We start from the raw sequence: 14,713 nt of genomic DNA, 5'->3' as shown, positions 1-14,713 counted from the left end.
CTTAGATGTACTGAGGCCACACCCCATGCTGGCCCAACGGCGACGGAAAGACAGCAATGCCACAAACTTGGTATCGTGACGGCTCCGTCACTCTGATCAACGGCTCCACGGCGGTGACCGGATTCGGTACGCTGTGGGCCTCGCAGGTGTTTCCAGGCGACGTCTTCTCGCCCGACGGCGACCGCTTCTACGAGGTGGCGGCCGTCGCCTCGAACACCGCGCTGACTCTGCGCACGCCCTACACCGGCACGAGCCGCCCGCCGGTTGCCCAGGTCAACACGATCACGCCACGCGTCGTCAGCGCCAACACCGCGCAGACCGACGAGATCTCCATCAATGACTTCGTCTACCAGTTCACCAGCGACGCCTCGCCGACCGTGGCCGAGATCTGCGCCGGCCTGGCCGCCCGCATCAACGCCTCGCCAACCTGCCCGATGACCGCCGTGGCGACGGGCGGCACCCTCGTCCTGACCGCCAAGACGCCGGGCCAACCGCTCACCGTCATCGTCTCGGCCAATCTGACCAGCGGCCTGACCGCCCCGGCCAGCGCCGGTTCCGGCTACATGGTGATCCGCAACTTCGCCGGCACCATGGCCGCCGATGTCGCCAACCGCATGGCCGACCTGGTGCGCAAATGGCAGCTGCGCGAGGACGAGTTCGTCGCCTGGATGGCCGGCGACCCGCGTGGCGGGCCGAACGGCGACGGCAAGTATCCGCTGACCGACACGCAGGGCAATGTGCGCCTTGTCGAGACACCATCGGCGTTGCTGGAGATGATTGACGGCGGCCTGATGGACAATGTCCAGCTGGTGATCGACGCGATCGAGGACGATGTCGTGGCGGCCCAGTTGGCGGCGACCGAAGCGTCCGAAGCGGCGGTGGCCACGGCGGCGGCGCGCAACGCCGCACAGGCCAGCCAGGCGGCGGCCCTGGCCAGCGAAACCAGCGCAAAGGCCAGCGAAACCGCTGCCCAGGCGAGCGCCCAGGCCGGATCGGCAAGCGCCGGGGCCGCGGCGCAGTCGGCTCTGGCGGCGGCCCGGGCCGAGACATCGGCCCTGGCTGCGAAGACCGCGGCCGAAACGGCGAACGCCGGCGCGCAAGCGGCGAAGACGGCGGCGGAGGGGGCGTCCGCCGCCGCCAAGGCCAGCGAGACCGCGGCGAAGGGCAGCGAAACGGCCGCCAAGACGAGCGAGACCGGAGCCGCGGCGAGCGCCCAGACGGCGACGACCCGCGCCACGGCCAGCGCCACCTCGGCCTCCCAGGCTGCGAGCAGCGCGACCAGCGCCGCCGGGTCGGCGTCCGCAGCCGCGACCAGCGCGCAGACGGCGACGACCAAGGCGAGCGAGGCGGCGGCCAGCGCCACGGCGGCCAAGGCCAGCGAGACCAACGCCAAGACCAGCGAAACCAACGCCGCCGGCTCCGCCTCGGCGGCGGCCGGATCGGCCTCCAACGCCGCGACCAGCGCCCAGGCGGCGGCCGGGTCGGCGACGGCGGCCGACACGGCGAAGACCGGCGCCCAGGCAAGCGCGGCCACGGCCACGAACGCCGCCACCGCCGCGGCCGGTTCGGCCACCGCCGCGCAGACCAGCGCGGGCGCCGCCAAGGCGTCGGAAACCGCGGCCGCCACCGCGGCCGCCCAGGGACAGGGCAGCGCTTCGGCATCGGCGGCATCGGCAACGCAGGCGGCGGCCTCGGCGACCACCGCCGCGACCAAGGCCGGCGACGCTTCCACCAGCGCCAACGCCGCCGCGAACAGCGCCAACGCCGCGCAAGGCAGCGCCAACACCGCCGCCACCCACCTGTCGGGCGTGCAGGCCAACGCCACCGCCGCGGCGAACGCCCGCACGGCCGCCGAGGGCGCGCGCGACCAGGCCGCGGCGAGCGCGGCGAGCGCGGCCTCCAGCGCCCAGGCCGCCGACGCCAGCGCGCAGTCGGCTTCGGCCGGCGCCACCAACGCCAACGCCGCCGCCGCCGCCGCCGGCACCTCGGCGACCGATGCCGTCAACGCCAAGGTCGATGCCGTGTCGGCGCGCGACAGCGCGCAGCAGATGCGCGATCAGGCGTCGGCGCAGCGCGAGCTGGCGGCGGCCTGGGCGTCGAACGGCTTCAACGTCCCGGTGCAGTCTGGCGCCTACTCGGCGCTGCACTGGGCGGCGATGGCCAAGGAGTATGCGGACACCGCCGGTACCATCGTCGGCGGCTTCAGCTTCTCCGCCATCGGCGACGGCAACCAGCAGAAATTCACGGCCTCGATGCCCGGCGACACGATGCATTTCGTGCAGGGCTCGAACATCAACATCAACTACGACGCAGCGCTCAAGCGCCTGACCTTCTCGGCCACCTCGAAGCCGGTGGACACCGAGCATGCGGGCCTCGCCGTGCGCGATGACAACACGGCCGGCAAGACCTTCCTGTCGCTCGTCCCGGCCAACATCGCCCACCAGTCGCTCGGCGGCGCCGGGACCAACACGCACGCGCAGATCGACGCCCATCTCGGTACCATCGGCAACCCGCACGGCACCACCTCCAATCAGATCGAACACGTCGATCCGGTGCACGGGCCCATTGGGGCGTCCATCGCGGATATCCTTGTGGACCTGGAGGCCACCAAAGCCGCTTATGCAAATCCCACCTTCAGCGGCGTGGTGACTCTGGGCCAGGACCCGAGCGCCGATTTCCAGGCGGTGACCAAACGCTGGGTGGACAGCTTGCCGGTCAAGCGCACCGTCCGCCATGCCACGACCGGCGATCTCGGCCCGGTGACCGCCACCGCGACCACACTGACCGGCCCGACGGCCAGCTACACCACCAACGGTACGACGACCAACGGTTCGGCCAGTGTGACCGGTGTGGCGAACGCCGCGTCCAGGATCACGGTCGGTGCGGCGGTGACCGGTACGGGCATCCAATCAGCGACAACGGTAACGGCGGTGTCCGGCACCACGGTGACGCTGTCCAAGACGGCGACGGCGAGCGGTACGGCCAGCCTGACCTTTGCCCAGACCATCGGCGCATTGGTCGTCGATGGCGTCGCCGTCATCGGAGGAACGGAGAACCGTGTCCTCGTCAAGGATCAGGCCATCGCCGCGCAGAACGGCTGGTACGATGTGACGACGGTGGGCACCGCAAGCGTGCCGTGGGTGCTCACCCGCTCGACGGATGCCGACACTTGGAGCGACCTGCTGAGCGGCATAGCCCTGGTGCGCGGCGGCACGACGCAGGCTGGGTTCGTCTACCAGTGCACGGCGGCCAACGGCGGCACGCTCGGCACCACGGCGATCCCCTTCGAAGCAGTCTACAACGCGCAGACGCGCTCCCTCAACAACTTGGCAGCAAATGGGCTGGTCGTACGCACTGCCGCCGGGATGGCGGCACGCAGCCTCGCTGTCAACACCTTGGAACTCGCGGTGTTCAACGCGGATGGGGTGAGCGGCAACCCGATCATCGGGTTTGCCAATGACTCCAACATCACCCACAAGGCGTTTACGGTCGGAGCGCCGAACTTTGCCATCGTGGACACCACGGACGTCACCCGCAAGGCGCGCTTCGACGCCGCGAGCATCAGCACTGGCACCACCCGCGTCTATACGCTGCCCAACGCCTCGGGCACGCTGTCGCTGGTCGGCCACACCCATGCCTGGAGCGACATCACCACCGGCAAGCCGACCATTGCCTCGGGCTGGCTGACTGACACGCTGCTCAACACCGCCGTCCAGCAGACCGGTTACTTCTCCAGTGTCCGGCTGTGGGACACCGACAACTCGCACAGCGCCGCCATCGCCCTCGGCTCCAATCTGACGGCCAACCGCACGCTGACCATCACCACGGGCGACGCAAACCGCACGCTGACCATCCCCGGCGACGCCACGGTCAGCGGCACCAACACCGGTGATCAGACGATCTCCCTGTCGGGGCCGATCACCGGCAGTGGCACCGGGATTATCGTTACCTCGATCCAGCCCAACGCGGTCGGCGACAGCCACTTCCGCCAGGGCGCCGCGACCTCGGTGATCGGGCGGGCCGCCAACAGCGCGGGCAACGTCGCCGACATCGCCGCGACCGCCGACAACACCTTCCTGGCGCGGCGCGGCGGCTTGCTCACATTCACCAGCCCGACCTGGGGCGACATCACCAACGCCAGCAAGCCCACCAGCCTGTCCGGGTACGGCATCACCGACGCGCAGCCGCTCAACGCCATGCTCACCACATTGGCGGGCCTCGACGGCAACGCCGGCGTGCTGGTGCAAACGGCGGCGAACGCCGTGTCCAAGCGCGGCATCGGCACCATCAACGCCAGCGACATTCTCGACCGCACAGCGGGCGACAGCCGCTACGCCCAGGTGACCGGCAACGTAACCTTCGGCGGAAACCTCTACGTCAGCAACGGACACCCCTCGGTGAACTTCCGGGAGAGCGATGCCGCCGCCGACACCAAAGCGTGGACTTTGGACGTCGAGAACGGGTGCTTCCTCGGCGTGCTGGCAAACGACAGCAACACAGCTTGGACGACGTGGCTGAACGTGCAGCGGTCGGGGATGACGGTCTCCAACATCGCCCTGTCCGGCAGCGCCCTGACCTTCAACGGCAGCCCCGTCCTGACCACGGCGACCGGCGCGCAGTTGACTGGAGCAACCTTCACCGGCGCCATCACCGTCAATCCCGCCGCCGGCTCCGCGACGCTGAATCTGCTCGGCAAGGGCAACGCCAGCATCGAACTTGGACGCATCGACGGCACGGCCAGCACGCCGCTCATCGACTTTCACAGCGGAGCGACGGCGACCGACTACGATGTGCGGCTCATCGCCGTCGGCGGCAACGGGACCAGCGGCAACGGCGGGCTGCAGATCACCGCGGGCGCGGGCCTGTCGCTGAACGGGTACGGTGTGCTGAGCACCATCGACACGTCCTCGACTCCGGACGCCGGTAAGATTGCCCTGCGCGACGCCGGGGGCGCTCTCTTTGCCACATCCATGGAGATCAAGAGCGCGGCCCCCGTCTACAACATCTGGGAGTCGGACGCCGCGGCGAACAACGGCCGGTGGCGGACGATCGCCGACAATCAGATCCTCCGGCACCAGACGGTCAACGACGCCTACAGCTCCGCCGTCTCCTGGCTGAACGTGCATCGCACGGCCAATCAACCGACGCTGGCGCAGTTCCAAACGCAGACCGAGACCTACCTCGCGCCGCTTGGAACGGCGGTGGGCAATTCCGTTCTTCACAATCAGTGCGTGAGCGTTTCCGGAACCGGAAACACCGATTATCTGCGCACCCTGATCGTTCGGGGCGAGGGCACGAACACCGCCTGGGCTTCAGCGGGCTGGCGCATCCAGCGGCGTGTCGACGTGACCGACCAGGCTTTCGTCCAGTTCGGCGGTGCGGGCGACGGCTATGGCGTGGCGATTGGTTCCGGCAACGCGACCCGCGTGATCGTCCCCGGCTCCGGAAACGTGACCATCGACGGCCAGCGCGTGTGGCACGATGGCAACCAGCAGGCGCTGTCGACGACCAGCGCGCCGACCTTCGCCGGCGCGACGATGAACGGCCAGCTCGCCGCGCAGACCAACGACGGCATTCGGCATAAACAGGGTGCCAGCGCTGCCGGGGTCGGCATCATCCACCGCAACGACGGCAACAGCTACTACGTGCTGCTGACCAACAACAACGATGCCAACGGAACATGGAACAGCCTGCGCCCGCTCCGGATCGCCCTCGACACCGGTGGGGTGTATGTCGGAAACGGGCTCGGCGTGGCCGGCGGACAGGATGTCACAAGCGGGCATGTGCAGCTCAGCCACGCAACCGCCGAGCAGCACGTCAAATTCGTCAAGACCGGGGTGAACGCCGGGCTCTACGGCGCCGCTGCGGGCGTCGGGCTGTACGACTGGCTCAACAACCGTAGTGTGTGGAGCTACAACATTGCGGCCGCCCGTTTCGATGTGAGATTGAACACCAATTTCGGCGGCAACATCGGCGTGAACGCCGGCAATGCCATCTACTTCGGGCGTGAGGAACTGTTCGGCGGCACGGACACCGGCGGTGCGGACTATGGGTGGATCGCCTGGACGAACGACGACGACACCTATGCCATCGACGGTAGCAGCGGCGAGAACGGCCTGCTGAGGATCGGCACCAGCAACGACGGGCCGGGACCGAACTCCGACAACATGGCCCTGACCCCGAGCGGCGACCTCTACCTGCAGCCCGGCGGCGACGTCTATGTCGGCAACGCCGCGACGCGCAAGCTGGTGTGGCACGAAGGAAACCAGCAGGACGTCCGCAGCACCGCCACGCCGAGCTTCGCCGGTCTTCTCGCGAATGGGCAGGTGACCGTCAGCACCACGCCGGGCAACCAGGGTGCCCATCTGTTCCTGGCGCCGACCGCCGGCGGCAACGGCCGGGAGGGCAAACTGCGCTTCGGCGGCACCTTCGCCAGCGGCGCCGATCAGGCGCCCCGCCTCGTCGCCTCGCTGCGGTCGGGCTTCTCTTCGGGGGCCTGGGGCAACGAGTACCTCGACGTGTATCTCAACAATCAGACCAACGACGCCCAGGAGGACAGCAAGCAGGCCCGCATCGCCCGCTTCACCACCGGCGGTTTGATCGTCAACGGGACCATCACCGGCACGCTGAACGGCAACGCGGCGACCGCCACCACCGCCACCACGGCGAACCGGGTGGCGAACGCGCTGACCATTAACGGCATGGTCTACGACGGTTCGTCGGCGCAGAGCATCACCATCGCCAGCAGCGATGGCACCAAACTGCCGCTTACCGGTGGCACCATCACCGGTGACCTAACCGTCAACAACCGCATCTCCGCGGCGAACGGCCTGACCGTGACCGCGGGCGGTCTCGGCGTGTCCGGCAACGGCAGCGTATCGGGCGAAATGTCGGCCAACACTCTGCGAGCGTCCGGCGCCAGTGCCTTCGTGGACCACGGAGGCTGGGGCAACACTCACCTGTGGCTGCGCACGGGCGGCGGGGCAAACGACCGCGGGCTGCTCTACTATGCCACCGACGACCGACTGCGCCTGGAACTGCGCAACGGCAGCGGCGGCACCAAATCGTCCCTGACGCTGCATCCGGACGGCGGCGCCAACTTTACCGGACTGACCATCGGCTCTGATGGCAATCTTTGGATGCAGTGGTGCAATGACTGGCTGTCGAACGTGCTGGCCCGCAAGATGGACAACGGCACCAAGGCGATGGGCTATTGGCACGTCTGGAGCGGCGCGACACAAGGCGAGATCGACCTGAATTCCTGGGGGCCGGGCATCTATGTCGTGGACGTCGACAACGGGCGCTGGACGGTCATCAACGTCGACAACGGCCTGAACGCCAACCTCTCCGACAACTCGCTGACCCGCTGGTACACCGTCAACGCGCGCTACGTCAACGCGCGCTACTCCGGATTGTTGATTCGCAACGTCTACAAGCTCTATCCCGCCAACTGAGGACCATCCGTCATGAAGTACGTCCATTACGACGAAAACAACGTGGTCACCGGCTATACCCAGTTCATGGTCGGCTTCGCGCCGCCCGCCGACACCGCCTACATTGAAGTGGACGAGGCGGTTGAGGTCGAGATCGGCATGCTGGTCGACCCGGCCACCGGCGCGCTGTCGGCCAACCCGGAACCCTATGTCCCGGTCGGCCCGATTCCGGAGACCGTGTCGCCGCTGCAAGCCCGCATGGCGCTGCTCGAAGCCGACCTGCTCGACGGCGCCGATGCCTTCGTGGCGACGCTGAGCAAGCCTGAGCAACTCGCTTGGCAGTATGCCAGCGAGGTCCGCCGCGACAACGCGATCATCGCCAAGGCGGCGGCGCATCTCGGGCTTGATGACGACCGGATTGACGCCTTGTTCCGCCGGGCGTCGACCTTTGCATGATGCGCTCTCGCAGGGCGGCCCGTCGTGGTGCTGGCCGGCACCATCGGCAACGTTGGGTGATCACTTTTCGCTTGACCGCGCCGACGCCTTCACCGCATAATAAGTAACCGCTTACTCATGGAGAACGAGGACGCCGATTTGAGCCATGTCAACGACGTGCATGGCTCCGCGATCAGCACCGTCGGCCTGTCCAGCCGCCGCTCCATGGGCACGGAAACAGCGTAGGGCCGTCGCCACGATGCACAGCCGCACCGGACGGCACCTCGTCCAGACGCTCGACGGGGGCGACCCCCGTCGAGCGCTTCTGCCACCAACCACAACCCATCAGAAGAAAGACCATCATGTCCGACACCACCACCGCCCCGACCACCGCTCCGGCCGCGTCCGCTCCGGAATCCCGTCCGGCAACGCACATCGCGCTTCCTGTCGAGCTGGCCAACGGCATCCTCGGCTATCTGGCCCAGCGCCCCTACGGCGAGGTTGCCGACCTGATCAAGGGCATGGAGACGACCAGCGTCGGCGTCGCCCCCTGATCGCAATCCGCCGGCATCACAAGCCTGCGGTTGAAGACCCCGGCGGCAATGGCGATCCCGGTCGCCAGCGTCGGGTTCGAAATGGAAGCGCAGCGCCGGTCCATGGACCCGCGTCCATCGGCCGGCCTGCCCTCCCACCTTGGCGCGCTCGTCATCGCCAGCGAGCGCGGCCACCGGGCCGGCGGCTTGGTCCGGATCACAGCGTTTCGCGGTCCCAGACTCCGTCGTTCGGCATCGCGCGCAGCTTGTGACGCTCCACTTCGCGCTTCGTCACGGAGCGGGGGAAGCTCTCCACGAAGGCGATGAAGCGCGGGATTTTGAAGGCGGCCATGCGGCCCTCGCACCACGCGGCGATGGCGGCCGGCTCCACGCCGCTGCCCGGTTCGCGGATGACGAAGGCCTTCACCTCCTCCTCCCCCTTTTCGGACGGCGTTCCGACCACCACGACCTCGCGCACGCCCGGACACTGGCTGAGCACGCTTTCCACCTCATAGGCCGAGACGTTCTCGCCGCGGCGGCGCAGCCAATGGGCCTGACGGCCCGTGAAGTGCAGATAGCCGTCCGCGTCCAGATGGCCGAGATCGCCGGTGTGCAGCCACAAATTCGACAGGCATTCCAGCGTGCGCTCCGGCGCGTTGAAATAGCCCGACATGAAGATGTGCGGGTAGCGGGGGCGCAGGGCGATCTGGCCGGTGACGCCCGGCGGCATCGGCTGGTCGTCCTCGTCCAGGATGGTCACCTCCGCCCAGCCGTGGGTCAGGCCGTTGGCGCGCGGCTTGGGCGAGTCCATCCGGTTGTTGACGATCAGCACGCCACCGGTCTCGGTCAGCGAATAGACGTTGACGAAGCCGATGCCGAAGCGCTCCACGAAGCGGTCGGAGACGGCGGGCGGGATCTGCCCCGTCACCCCCAGCGAGACGCGCACGCGGTGGCCGCGGTCGGCCGGGCTCTCCGGCTGTTCGGTCAGCACGGTGATCATGGTGCCGATGAGATCGACGATGGTCGCCCCGGTTTCCCGCGCCCGCGCCCAGAAGTTGCTGCCGCTGAAGCGGCGGTCGATCACCGTGGGGATGTCGGCGACCATCGGCCCCATCACGCCCAGCATCAGCCCGCCGACGTGGAACAGCGTCAGGATCGAGTAATGCACATCGTCCGGCCGCGTCTCGAACGCCTCGACATAGCGCATCCCCGCCGCGATCCAGGCGAAATGCGGCAGAAGCGCGCCCTTGGGCAGGCCGGTGGTGCCGCCGGTGTAGATGATGACCGCCGGATCGCCGCCGGACACTTCCACCTGCGGCAGCGGATGCCCCGGCTCCAGCAGGTCGGCGAAGGGCCGGAAGCGACCGCCGGTTCCCCCATCGCCATCCTCCACCGCATAGACGCGCATCGGCGGCAACCGCTCCGCGACCGCCTCGACCCGCTCCGCCAGCTCCCCGTCGACCACCAGGACGGCGGGCGTGGCGTTGGTCAGGGTGTGGACGAGATCCTCCCCCACCAGACCGGCGTTCAGCGGCACCCAGATCGCCCCCAGCTTGCCGGCGGCGACCCAGGTCAGCAGATGCTCCGGCGCGTTGCGCAGGAAGCAGGCGACCCGGTCCCCTCGGCGCACCCCCAGCCGGTGCAGATTGGCGGCCACGCGGCTGGACTCCCCGTCCAGCTCGCGGTAGCTCATCGCCCGCCCGGCGACGGTCAGCCGCGGGGCGTCCCCGTGCTGCGCCGCGCGGGCGGCGACCAGCGCCGGCAGGGTTTCCCACTGCACCGGAACGCCATGGATGCTGCGCGTGATGGTCATGCGGTGGGCCTCATTCATTCCGGCAGGATGCGGCGCTTCTGGAGTTCCTGGAGGAGATCGACGAACATCTCCTCGCTGTCCACGCAGTCGTGGAAGCCCAGCTTGCGCGCCTTGATCGTGCTCATGTGGTGCGGGTTGGGGCGCTGGCCGTAGCCGAACAGGAAGTCGGCGAACTGCCAGGACGGAACCACCTCGGTGTATTTGTAGGGCTTGAGGCCGTGCTTCGCGACGACGCGGTCCCAGATCGGCTCGTTCTGCGGCATGATGCGGGCCAGCGAGAAGGGCTGCGCCGGTTCCAGTTCCATGCGGAACAGCTCCGCCACCTTGGGAAAGACGTTCTCCCAGACATAGACGTCGCCGTTGGCGATGTTGAAGACCTGGTTGGCGCATTGCGGGCTGGTGCCGGCCCATTCGGCGGCCTTGGCGATCAGCCGGGCGTCGGTCGCCTCGCCGATGCGCGACGCCCCGCCGGGGAAGCGCAGCGGCAGGCCGTATTCGCGCGACACCGCGGCAAAGACGCCGATGGCGGTGATGATGTTCAACGGGCTGCCCACCGCGAGACCGCACACGATCTGCGGGCGCAGCACGCTCCAGCTCCACTCCTTGCCCTGCTGGCGTTCGCTGATCCAGTCCTGCTGGTCGTAGTAGAAGTTGGGGCGCATGTAGCGTTGGTCGCTCTCCCGCGCCGGCTGGCGGAAGGGGCCGAGATGGCCGCCGTACGCCTTGGTGCCCTGCAGCAGCGTGATATGGCGCAGGTTGGGCGACACCGCCTCCACATTCTCGACCACGTTCTTCAGCATGGCGAGGTTGGTCTCGACATGGTCCCATTCCGACCAGCCGCGCGTCACGTCGGGCTTCTCGTAGACGGCGGTGTAGCAGATGTTGGTGACGCCCTTGATCTCGCGCAGCTTGCGGCAGTCGTCAGGGTCGCGCAGATCGACGGCGGCCCATTCGGCGGTGGTCTCGAAATCCGGGCTGCGGCGCGACACGCCGCAGACGTCCCATTCCGGGGAGGCTTCGAAATGCTCCAGCATCGGGCGGCCGACGGTCCCCAGCGCACCCACGATCAGCATCTTCTGACGGGCCATGAACACGATCCTTCTGTGCGGATTTCTTCAGAAAAGGGTCATCAGGTATTGGCGGTCGCCCAGCGGCTCGGGCGGGCCCTCGTAAATCTTGCGGCCGGTGCGCAGCACGGTGACGCTCTGCGCGATGGGCAGGGCGTGGACGACGTTCTGCTCGACCATCAGCACGGCCATGCGCAGCGCCCGGTTGACCTCGGCGATGGCCTCCATGACTCGCTGGACGAGGTTGGGGGCGAGGCCGATGGACGGTTCGTCGAGGATCATCACGTCGGGCCGGTGCATCAGCGCCATGCCCATCGCCAGCATCTGCTGCTGGCCGCCGGACATGGTGCCGGCGATCTGGCCGGCGCGTTCGCGCAGGATCGGGAACAGGTCCATCACCGCGTCGCGGTTCGCCCGGATTTCCGCCGGGTCCTGCGCGGTGTAGGCGCCGAGTTCCAGATTCTCGCGCACGGTCAGGCTGCGGAAGATGCCGTGCCCCTGCGGAACCAGCGCGATCCCCGCCTTCACGTTGTCGGCGCAGCGCCGCCGGGTGATGTCCTCCCCCCGGTAGCGCACGGTCCCGGCAGACGGACGCAGCAGCCCGAAGACGGAGCGCACCAGCGTCGTCTTGCCGGCCCCGTTGTGGCCCAGCAGCACGCGGATTTCGCCGGCCCGCACCGTCAGGTCCACCTCGTGAACCACCGCCCGCTTGCCGTAGCCGGCGCTGAGGCCGCGCACCTCCAGAACGGGTTCGGCGATCGGCATGGTGTGAATCTCGGTCATCCGAAATACCTCTCGGCCAGTTCGCGGTCGCGCATCAGCGTGTCCGGCGGTCCCTTGGTCAGCACGCGGCCCTCGTCGATGAAGACGATCTCGTCGCAGACGCCACGGATGACCTCCAGATTGTGCTCGATGATGCAGACCGCCTTGTTGGCGCGGGCGAGGTCACGGATCACCCCGCAAATGCGCTCAACCGTCACGGTGTCGAGGCCCGACAGCGGCTCGTCGAGCAGCAGCACGTCGGCCCCGGTCGCCAGCAGCCGGGCGATGACCAGCAGCTTCTCCTCGGCGTAGGAGAGGTTGGCGGCGGTCTCGTCGGCCTTGGCGAGCAGCCCGACGAACGAGGCGATCTCCAGCGCGCGGGCGACGTTCTCGCGGTCGGCCCGGCGAACCAGGCCGGGGCGGAAATAGACGTCCAGCGGGCGGTCGCCCGGCTGTGCGGGCAGCGAAACCAGGATGTTCTCCACCACCGTCAGCTTGGTGAAGAGCTTCAGGTCCTGGAAGGAGCGGGCCAGCCCGGCGGCCACCACCTCGTGCGGCTTCAGGGTCGTCACGTCGCGGCCCCGGTAGAGGATGGTGCCGCCGGTCGGGCGCAGGAAACCGGACAGCAGGTTGAAGGCGGTCGTCTTGCCGGCGCCGTTGGGACCGATCAGCCCGACGATCTCGCCGCGCTTCAGGTCGATGGTCAGGTCCTTCACCGCCTGGATGCCGCCGAAATGCTTGGACAGCGAGGTCGCGGAGACCACCACCTCCCCCGGCGTGCCGCCTGCGCGCTCCAGCGCACCCACGAGCGGGCCATTGGCGGGAACGCTGGACCGCGCGGCCCCGGTCGGGGTGCGGAACACCGTCTCGGGGAACAGCCCTTCCGGGCGCAGCCGCAGGATGACGATCAGCACGACGCCGTAGATCACCTGCCGCACCATGTCGGCGATGTCGCCCGGCACATGGACGAACTTCAGCCCCTCCGGCAGCAGCACGAGGATCGCCGCCCCGGCCAGAGAGCCCCACAAATTGCCCATGCCGCCCAGGATCACCATGGCGAGGATGAGGATGGTCTCCTCGATGGTGAAGGATTCCGGATTGACGAAGGCGATGTAGTGGGCGACCAGCGTCCCAGCGACCGAGGCCAGCCCCGCCGACATCGCGAAGACCACCAGCTTCATGCGGACGAGGTTCTTGCCGACCGCCTGGGCCGCCGCCTCGTTCTCCCGCATGGCGCGCAGCGAGCGTCCGAAGGGCGAGGCGCCGAGCCTCCAGGCGACGGCGCAGCACAATGCCGCCATCACCGCGGCCAGCGGCAGGAAGGTCACCGGGCTGGTCAGCGCCGTGCCGAACAGCGACACCGGGGGAATGCCGGCGATGCCGTCCGGCCCGCCGGTCAGCGGCTTGCTGTTCATCAGCACGTCGATGGTGATGGCCTGCAGCGCCAGCGTGATGACGACCAGATAGTGGCTGCCCACCCGCATGGCGGGAAAGGCGACCAGCAGGCCGATGCCGGCGGTGACCACCACCCCGGCCAGCAGGGTGAGAGGAAAGCCGATGCCGAGCTTCGTCGCCAGGATGCCGGCGGCGTAGGCGCCGCTGGCGTAGAAGGTGGCGTGCGCCAGGGCGAAGATGCCGCCGAAGCCGATCAGCAGGTTGAAGGAAGTCGCCAGGATGCCGTACAGGCAGACCATGACGAGGATGTGAGCGAGATACTCCATGGCCGTGCTCCCCCCTCACGCCCGGCGGACGATGCCGGAGGGGCGGGCGAGCAGGAACCCGAACAGCACCACGAAGACGATGGTGTTCTGCCACTCGGTGGGGATCTGCCACATGCCCAGGCTCTGCACGAAGGCCAGCAGGAAGGCCGCGATGACCGCCCCGCGCAGCGATCCCACCCCGCCGACGATCACCGCGACGAAGGCGACGAACACCGCGCCGAAGCCCATGTTGGGGTTCAGCCCGTCGCGCAGCAGGACCAGCGCCCCGGCCACCGCCGACACCGCCGAGCCCAGCGCGAAGACCAGGATGGACAGCCGCGTGGTGTCGATGCCGATGACGGTGGCCATCTCGCGGTTGTCGGCCATAGCGCGGATGGCCTTGCCGTAACGGCTGGCCCGCAGGAACAGCGCGATGCCGCAGCCGACCAGCAGCGCCGCCGCCACCTGCCCCACCTGCACGGTGGTGAAGAAGGCGTCGCCGACGAAATGCACGTCGTAGGCGACGCTGTCGACCGTCTTGACCCCGGTGCCGAAGACGATGCCGATCAGGTTCTTCATGACGATGAACAGGCCGAGCGAGGCGACCAGAACGACGAAGGGCGGGCTGCCGCTGATCTCGAACGGGCGGTAGATGAACAGGTAGCAGCCGACGCCGAGCGCCGCGGTGAAGGCGATCCCCAGCAGCACCGCCGCCCAGAAGGGCAGCCCGGCCAGCGCCGCCAGCGCCCAGATGGCGTAGGCGCCGACCGCATAGACCGGCCCGTAGGCGAAATGCACGACGCCGGTCGTCCCGAAGATCAACGCGAAGCCCATCGCCAGCAGGGCGAAATGCGCGCCGTTGAACAGACCGTTCAGGGTCAGTTGGATGAGCAAGTCCATGGAATGGCGCTCCTGTCTCTTTCCCTCTCCCCCCTGGGGAGAGGGTTGGGGTGAGGGGGTTGCGCGTGTC

At 68.4% G+C, this 14,713-nt stretch carries 8 protein-coding genes; 3 read left to right on the top strand and 5 right to left on the bottom strand.

The genetic code is table 11. From position 1 onward, the window contains the following. Window positions 1–56 precede the first annotated feature (56 nt). The 3 genes from ACWPN7_RS27825 to ACWPN7_RS27815 all read left to right on the top strand — a co-directional run bounded on the left by ACWPN7_RS27825 (window position 57) and on the right by ACWPN7_RS27815 (window position 8,422). Window positions 57–7,454 (top strand): beta strand repeat-containing protein, encoded by a 7,398-nt coding sequence (locus ACWPN7_RS27825; protein WP_492273524.1) that lies wholly within the window; start codon window positions 57–59, stop codon window positions 7,452–7,454. 12 nt (window positions 7,455–7,466) lie between these two features. Next, on the top strand, window positions 7,467–7,889 hold the full coding sequence (locus ACWPN7_RS27820) for a hypothetical protein (RefSeq protein WP_456529303.1): 423 nt from the start codon (window positions 7,467–7,469) through the stop codon (window positions 7,887–7,889). Window positions 7,890–8,230: 341 nt separating this feature from the next. After that, the gene (locus tag ACWPN7_RS27815; protein ID WP_040137590.1) at window positions 8,231–8,422 is read left to right on the top strand and encodes a hypothetical protein; all 192 of its coding nucleotides are present in this window, start codon (window positions 8,231–8,233) and stop codon (window positions 8,420–8,422) included. Window positions 8,423–8,618: 196 nt separating this feature from the next. On the opposite strand, the gene ACWPN7_RS27810 is transcribed toward ACWPN7_RS27815, so the two are convergent. Genes ACWPN7_RS27810 through ACWPN7_RS27790 form a run of 5 tightly spaced genes read right to left on the bottom strand, consistent with a single transcriptional unit; the run spans window position 8,619 to window position 14,643 of the window. Beyond that, complete coding sequence (locus ACWPN7_RS27810) at window positions 8,619–10,214, bottom strand: AMP-binding protein (protein ID WP_456521903.1); 1,596 nt, start codon at window positions 10,212–10,214, stop codon at window positions 8,619–8,621. Between the two features lie 14 nt (window positions 10,215–10,228). Further along, window positions 10,229–11,302 (bottom strand): SDR family oxidoreductase, encoded by a 1,074-nt coding sequence (locus ACWPN7_RS27805; RefSeq protein ID WP_349619425.1) that lies wholly within the window; start codon window positions 11,300–11,302, stop codon window positions 10,229–10,231. Window positions 11,303–11,329: 27 nt separating this feature from the next. Continuing rightward, window positions 11,330–12,064: an ABC transporter ATP-binding protein gene (locus tag ACWPN7_RS27800; protein ID WP_051658670.1), complete on the bottom strand. Its 735-nt coding sequence runs from the start codon at window positions 12,062–12,064 to the stop codon at window positions 11,330–11,332. After that, window positions 12,061–13,764, bottom strand: a complete 1,704-nt coding sequence (locus ACWPN7_RS27795; RefSeq protein ID WP_103039303.1) for a branched-chain amino acid ABC transporter ATP-binding protein/permease — start codon at window positions 13,762–13,764, stop codon at window positions 12,061–12,063. The genes ACWPN7_RS27800 and ACWPN7_RS27795 overlap by 4 nt, the downstream gene beginning before the upstream one ends. Window positions 13,765–13,779: 15 nt before the next feature. Further along, window positions 13,780–14,643 carry a branched-chain amino acid ABC transporter permease gene (locus ACWPN7_RS27790; protein ID WP_094305832.1) on the bottom strand — a complete coding sequence of 288 codons (864 nt, stop codon included), beginning with the start codon at window positions 14,641–14,643 and terminating at the stop codon, window positions 13,780–13,782. Between the last annotated feature and the right edge of the window lie 70 nt (window positions 14,644–14,713).

It is taken from the genome of Azospirillum sp. UENF 312511 (genome assembly GCF_058780635.1).
This window is presented reverse-complemented; position numbering and strand designations above follow the sequence as displayed.

Coding starts and splice junctions, on each gene's coding strand:
- ACWPN7_RS27825 (WP_492273524.1), top strand. CDS start 57: ATGCCACAAACTTGGTATCGTGACGGCTCCGTCACTCTGATCAACGGC.
- ACWPN7_RS27820 (WP_456529303.1), top strand. CDS start 7,467: ATGAAGTACGTCCATTACGACGAAAACAACGTGGTCACCGGCTATACC.
- ACWPN7_RS27815 (WP_040137590.1), top strand. CDS start 8,231: ATGTCCGACACCACCACCGCCCCGACCACCGCTCCGGCCGCGTCCGCT.
- ACWPN7_RS27810 (WP_456521903.1), bottom strand. CDS start 10,214: ATGACCATCACGCGCAGCATCCATGGCGTTCCGGTGCAGTGGGAAACC.
- ACWPN7_RS27805 (WP_349619425.1), bottom strand. CDS start 11,302: ATGGCCCGTCAGAAGATGCTGATCGTGGGTGCGCTGGGGACCGTCGGC.
- ACWPN7_RS27800 (WP_051658670.1), bottom strand. CDS start 12,064: ATGACCGAGATTCACACCATGCCGATCGCCGAACCCGTTCTGGAGGTG.
- ACWPN7_RS27795 (WP_103039303.1), bottom strand. CDS start 13,764: ATGGAGTATCTCGCTCACATCCTCGTCATGGTCTGCCTGTACGGCATC.
- ACWPN7_RS27790 (WP_094305832.1), bottom strand. CDS start 14,643: ATGGACTTGCTCATCCAACTGACCCTGAACGGTCTGTTCAACGGCGCG.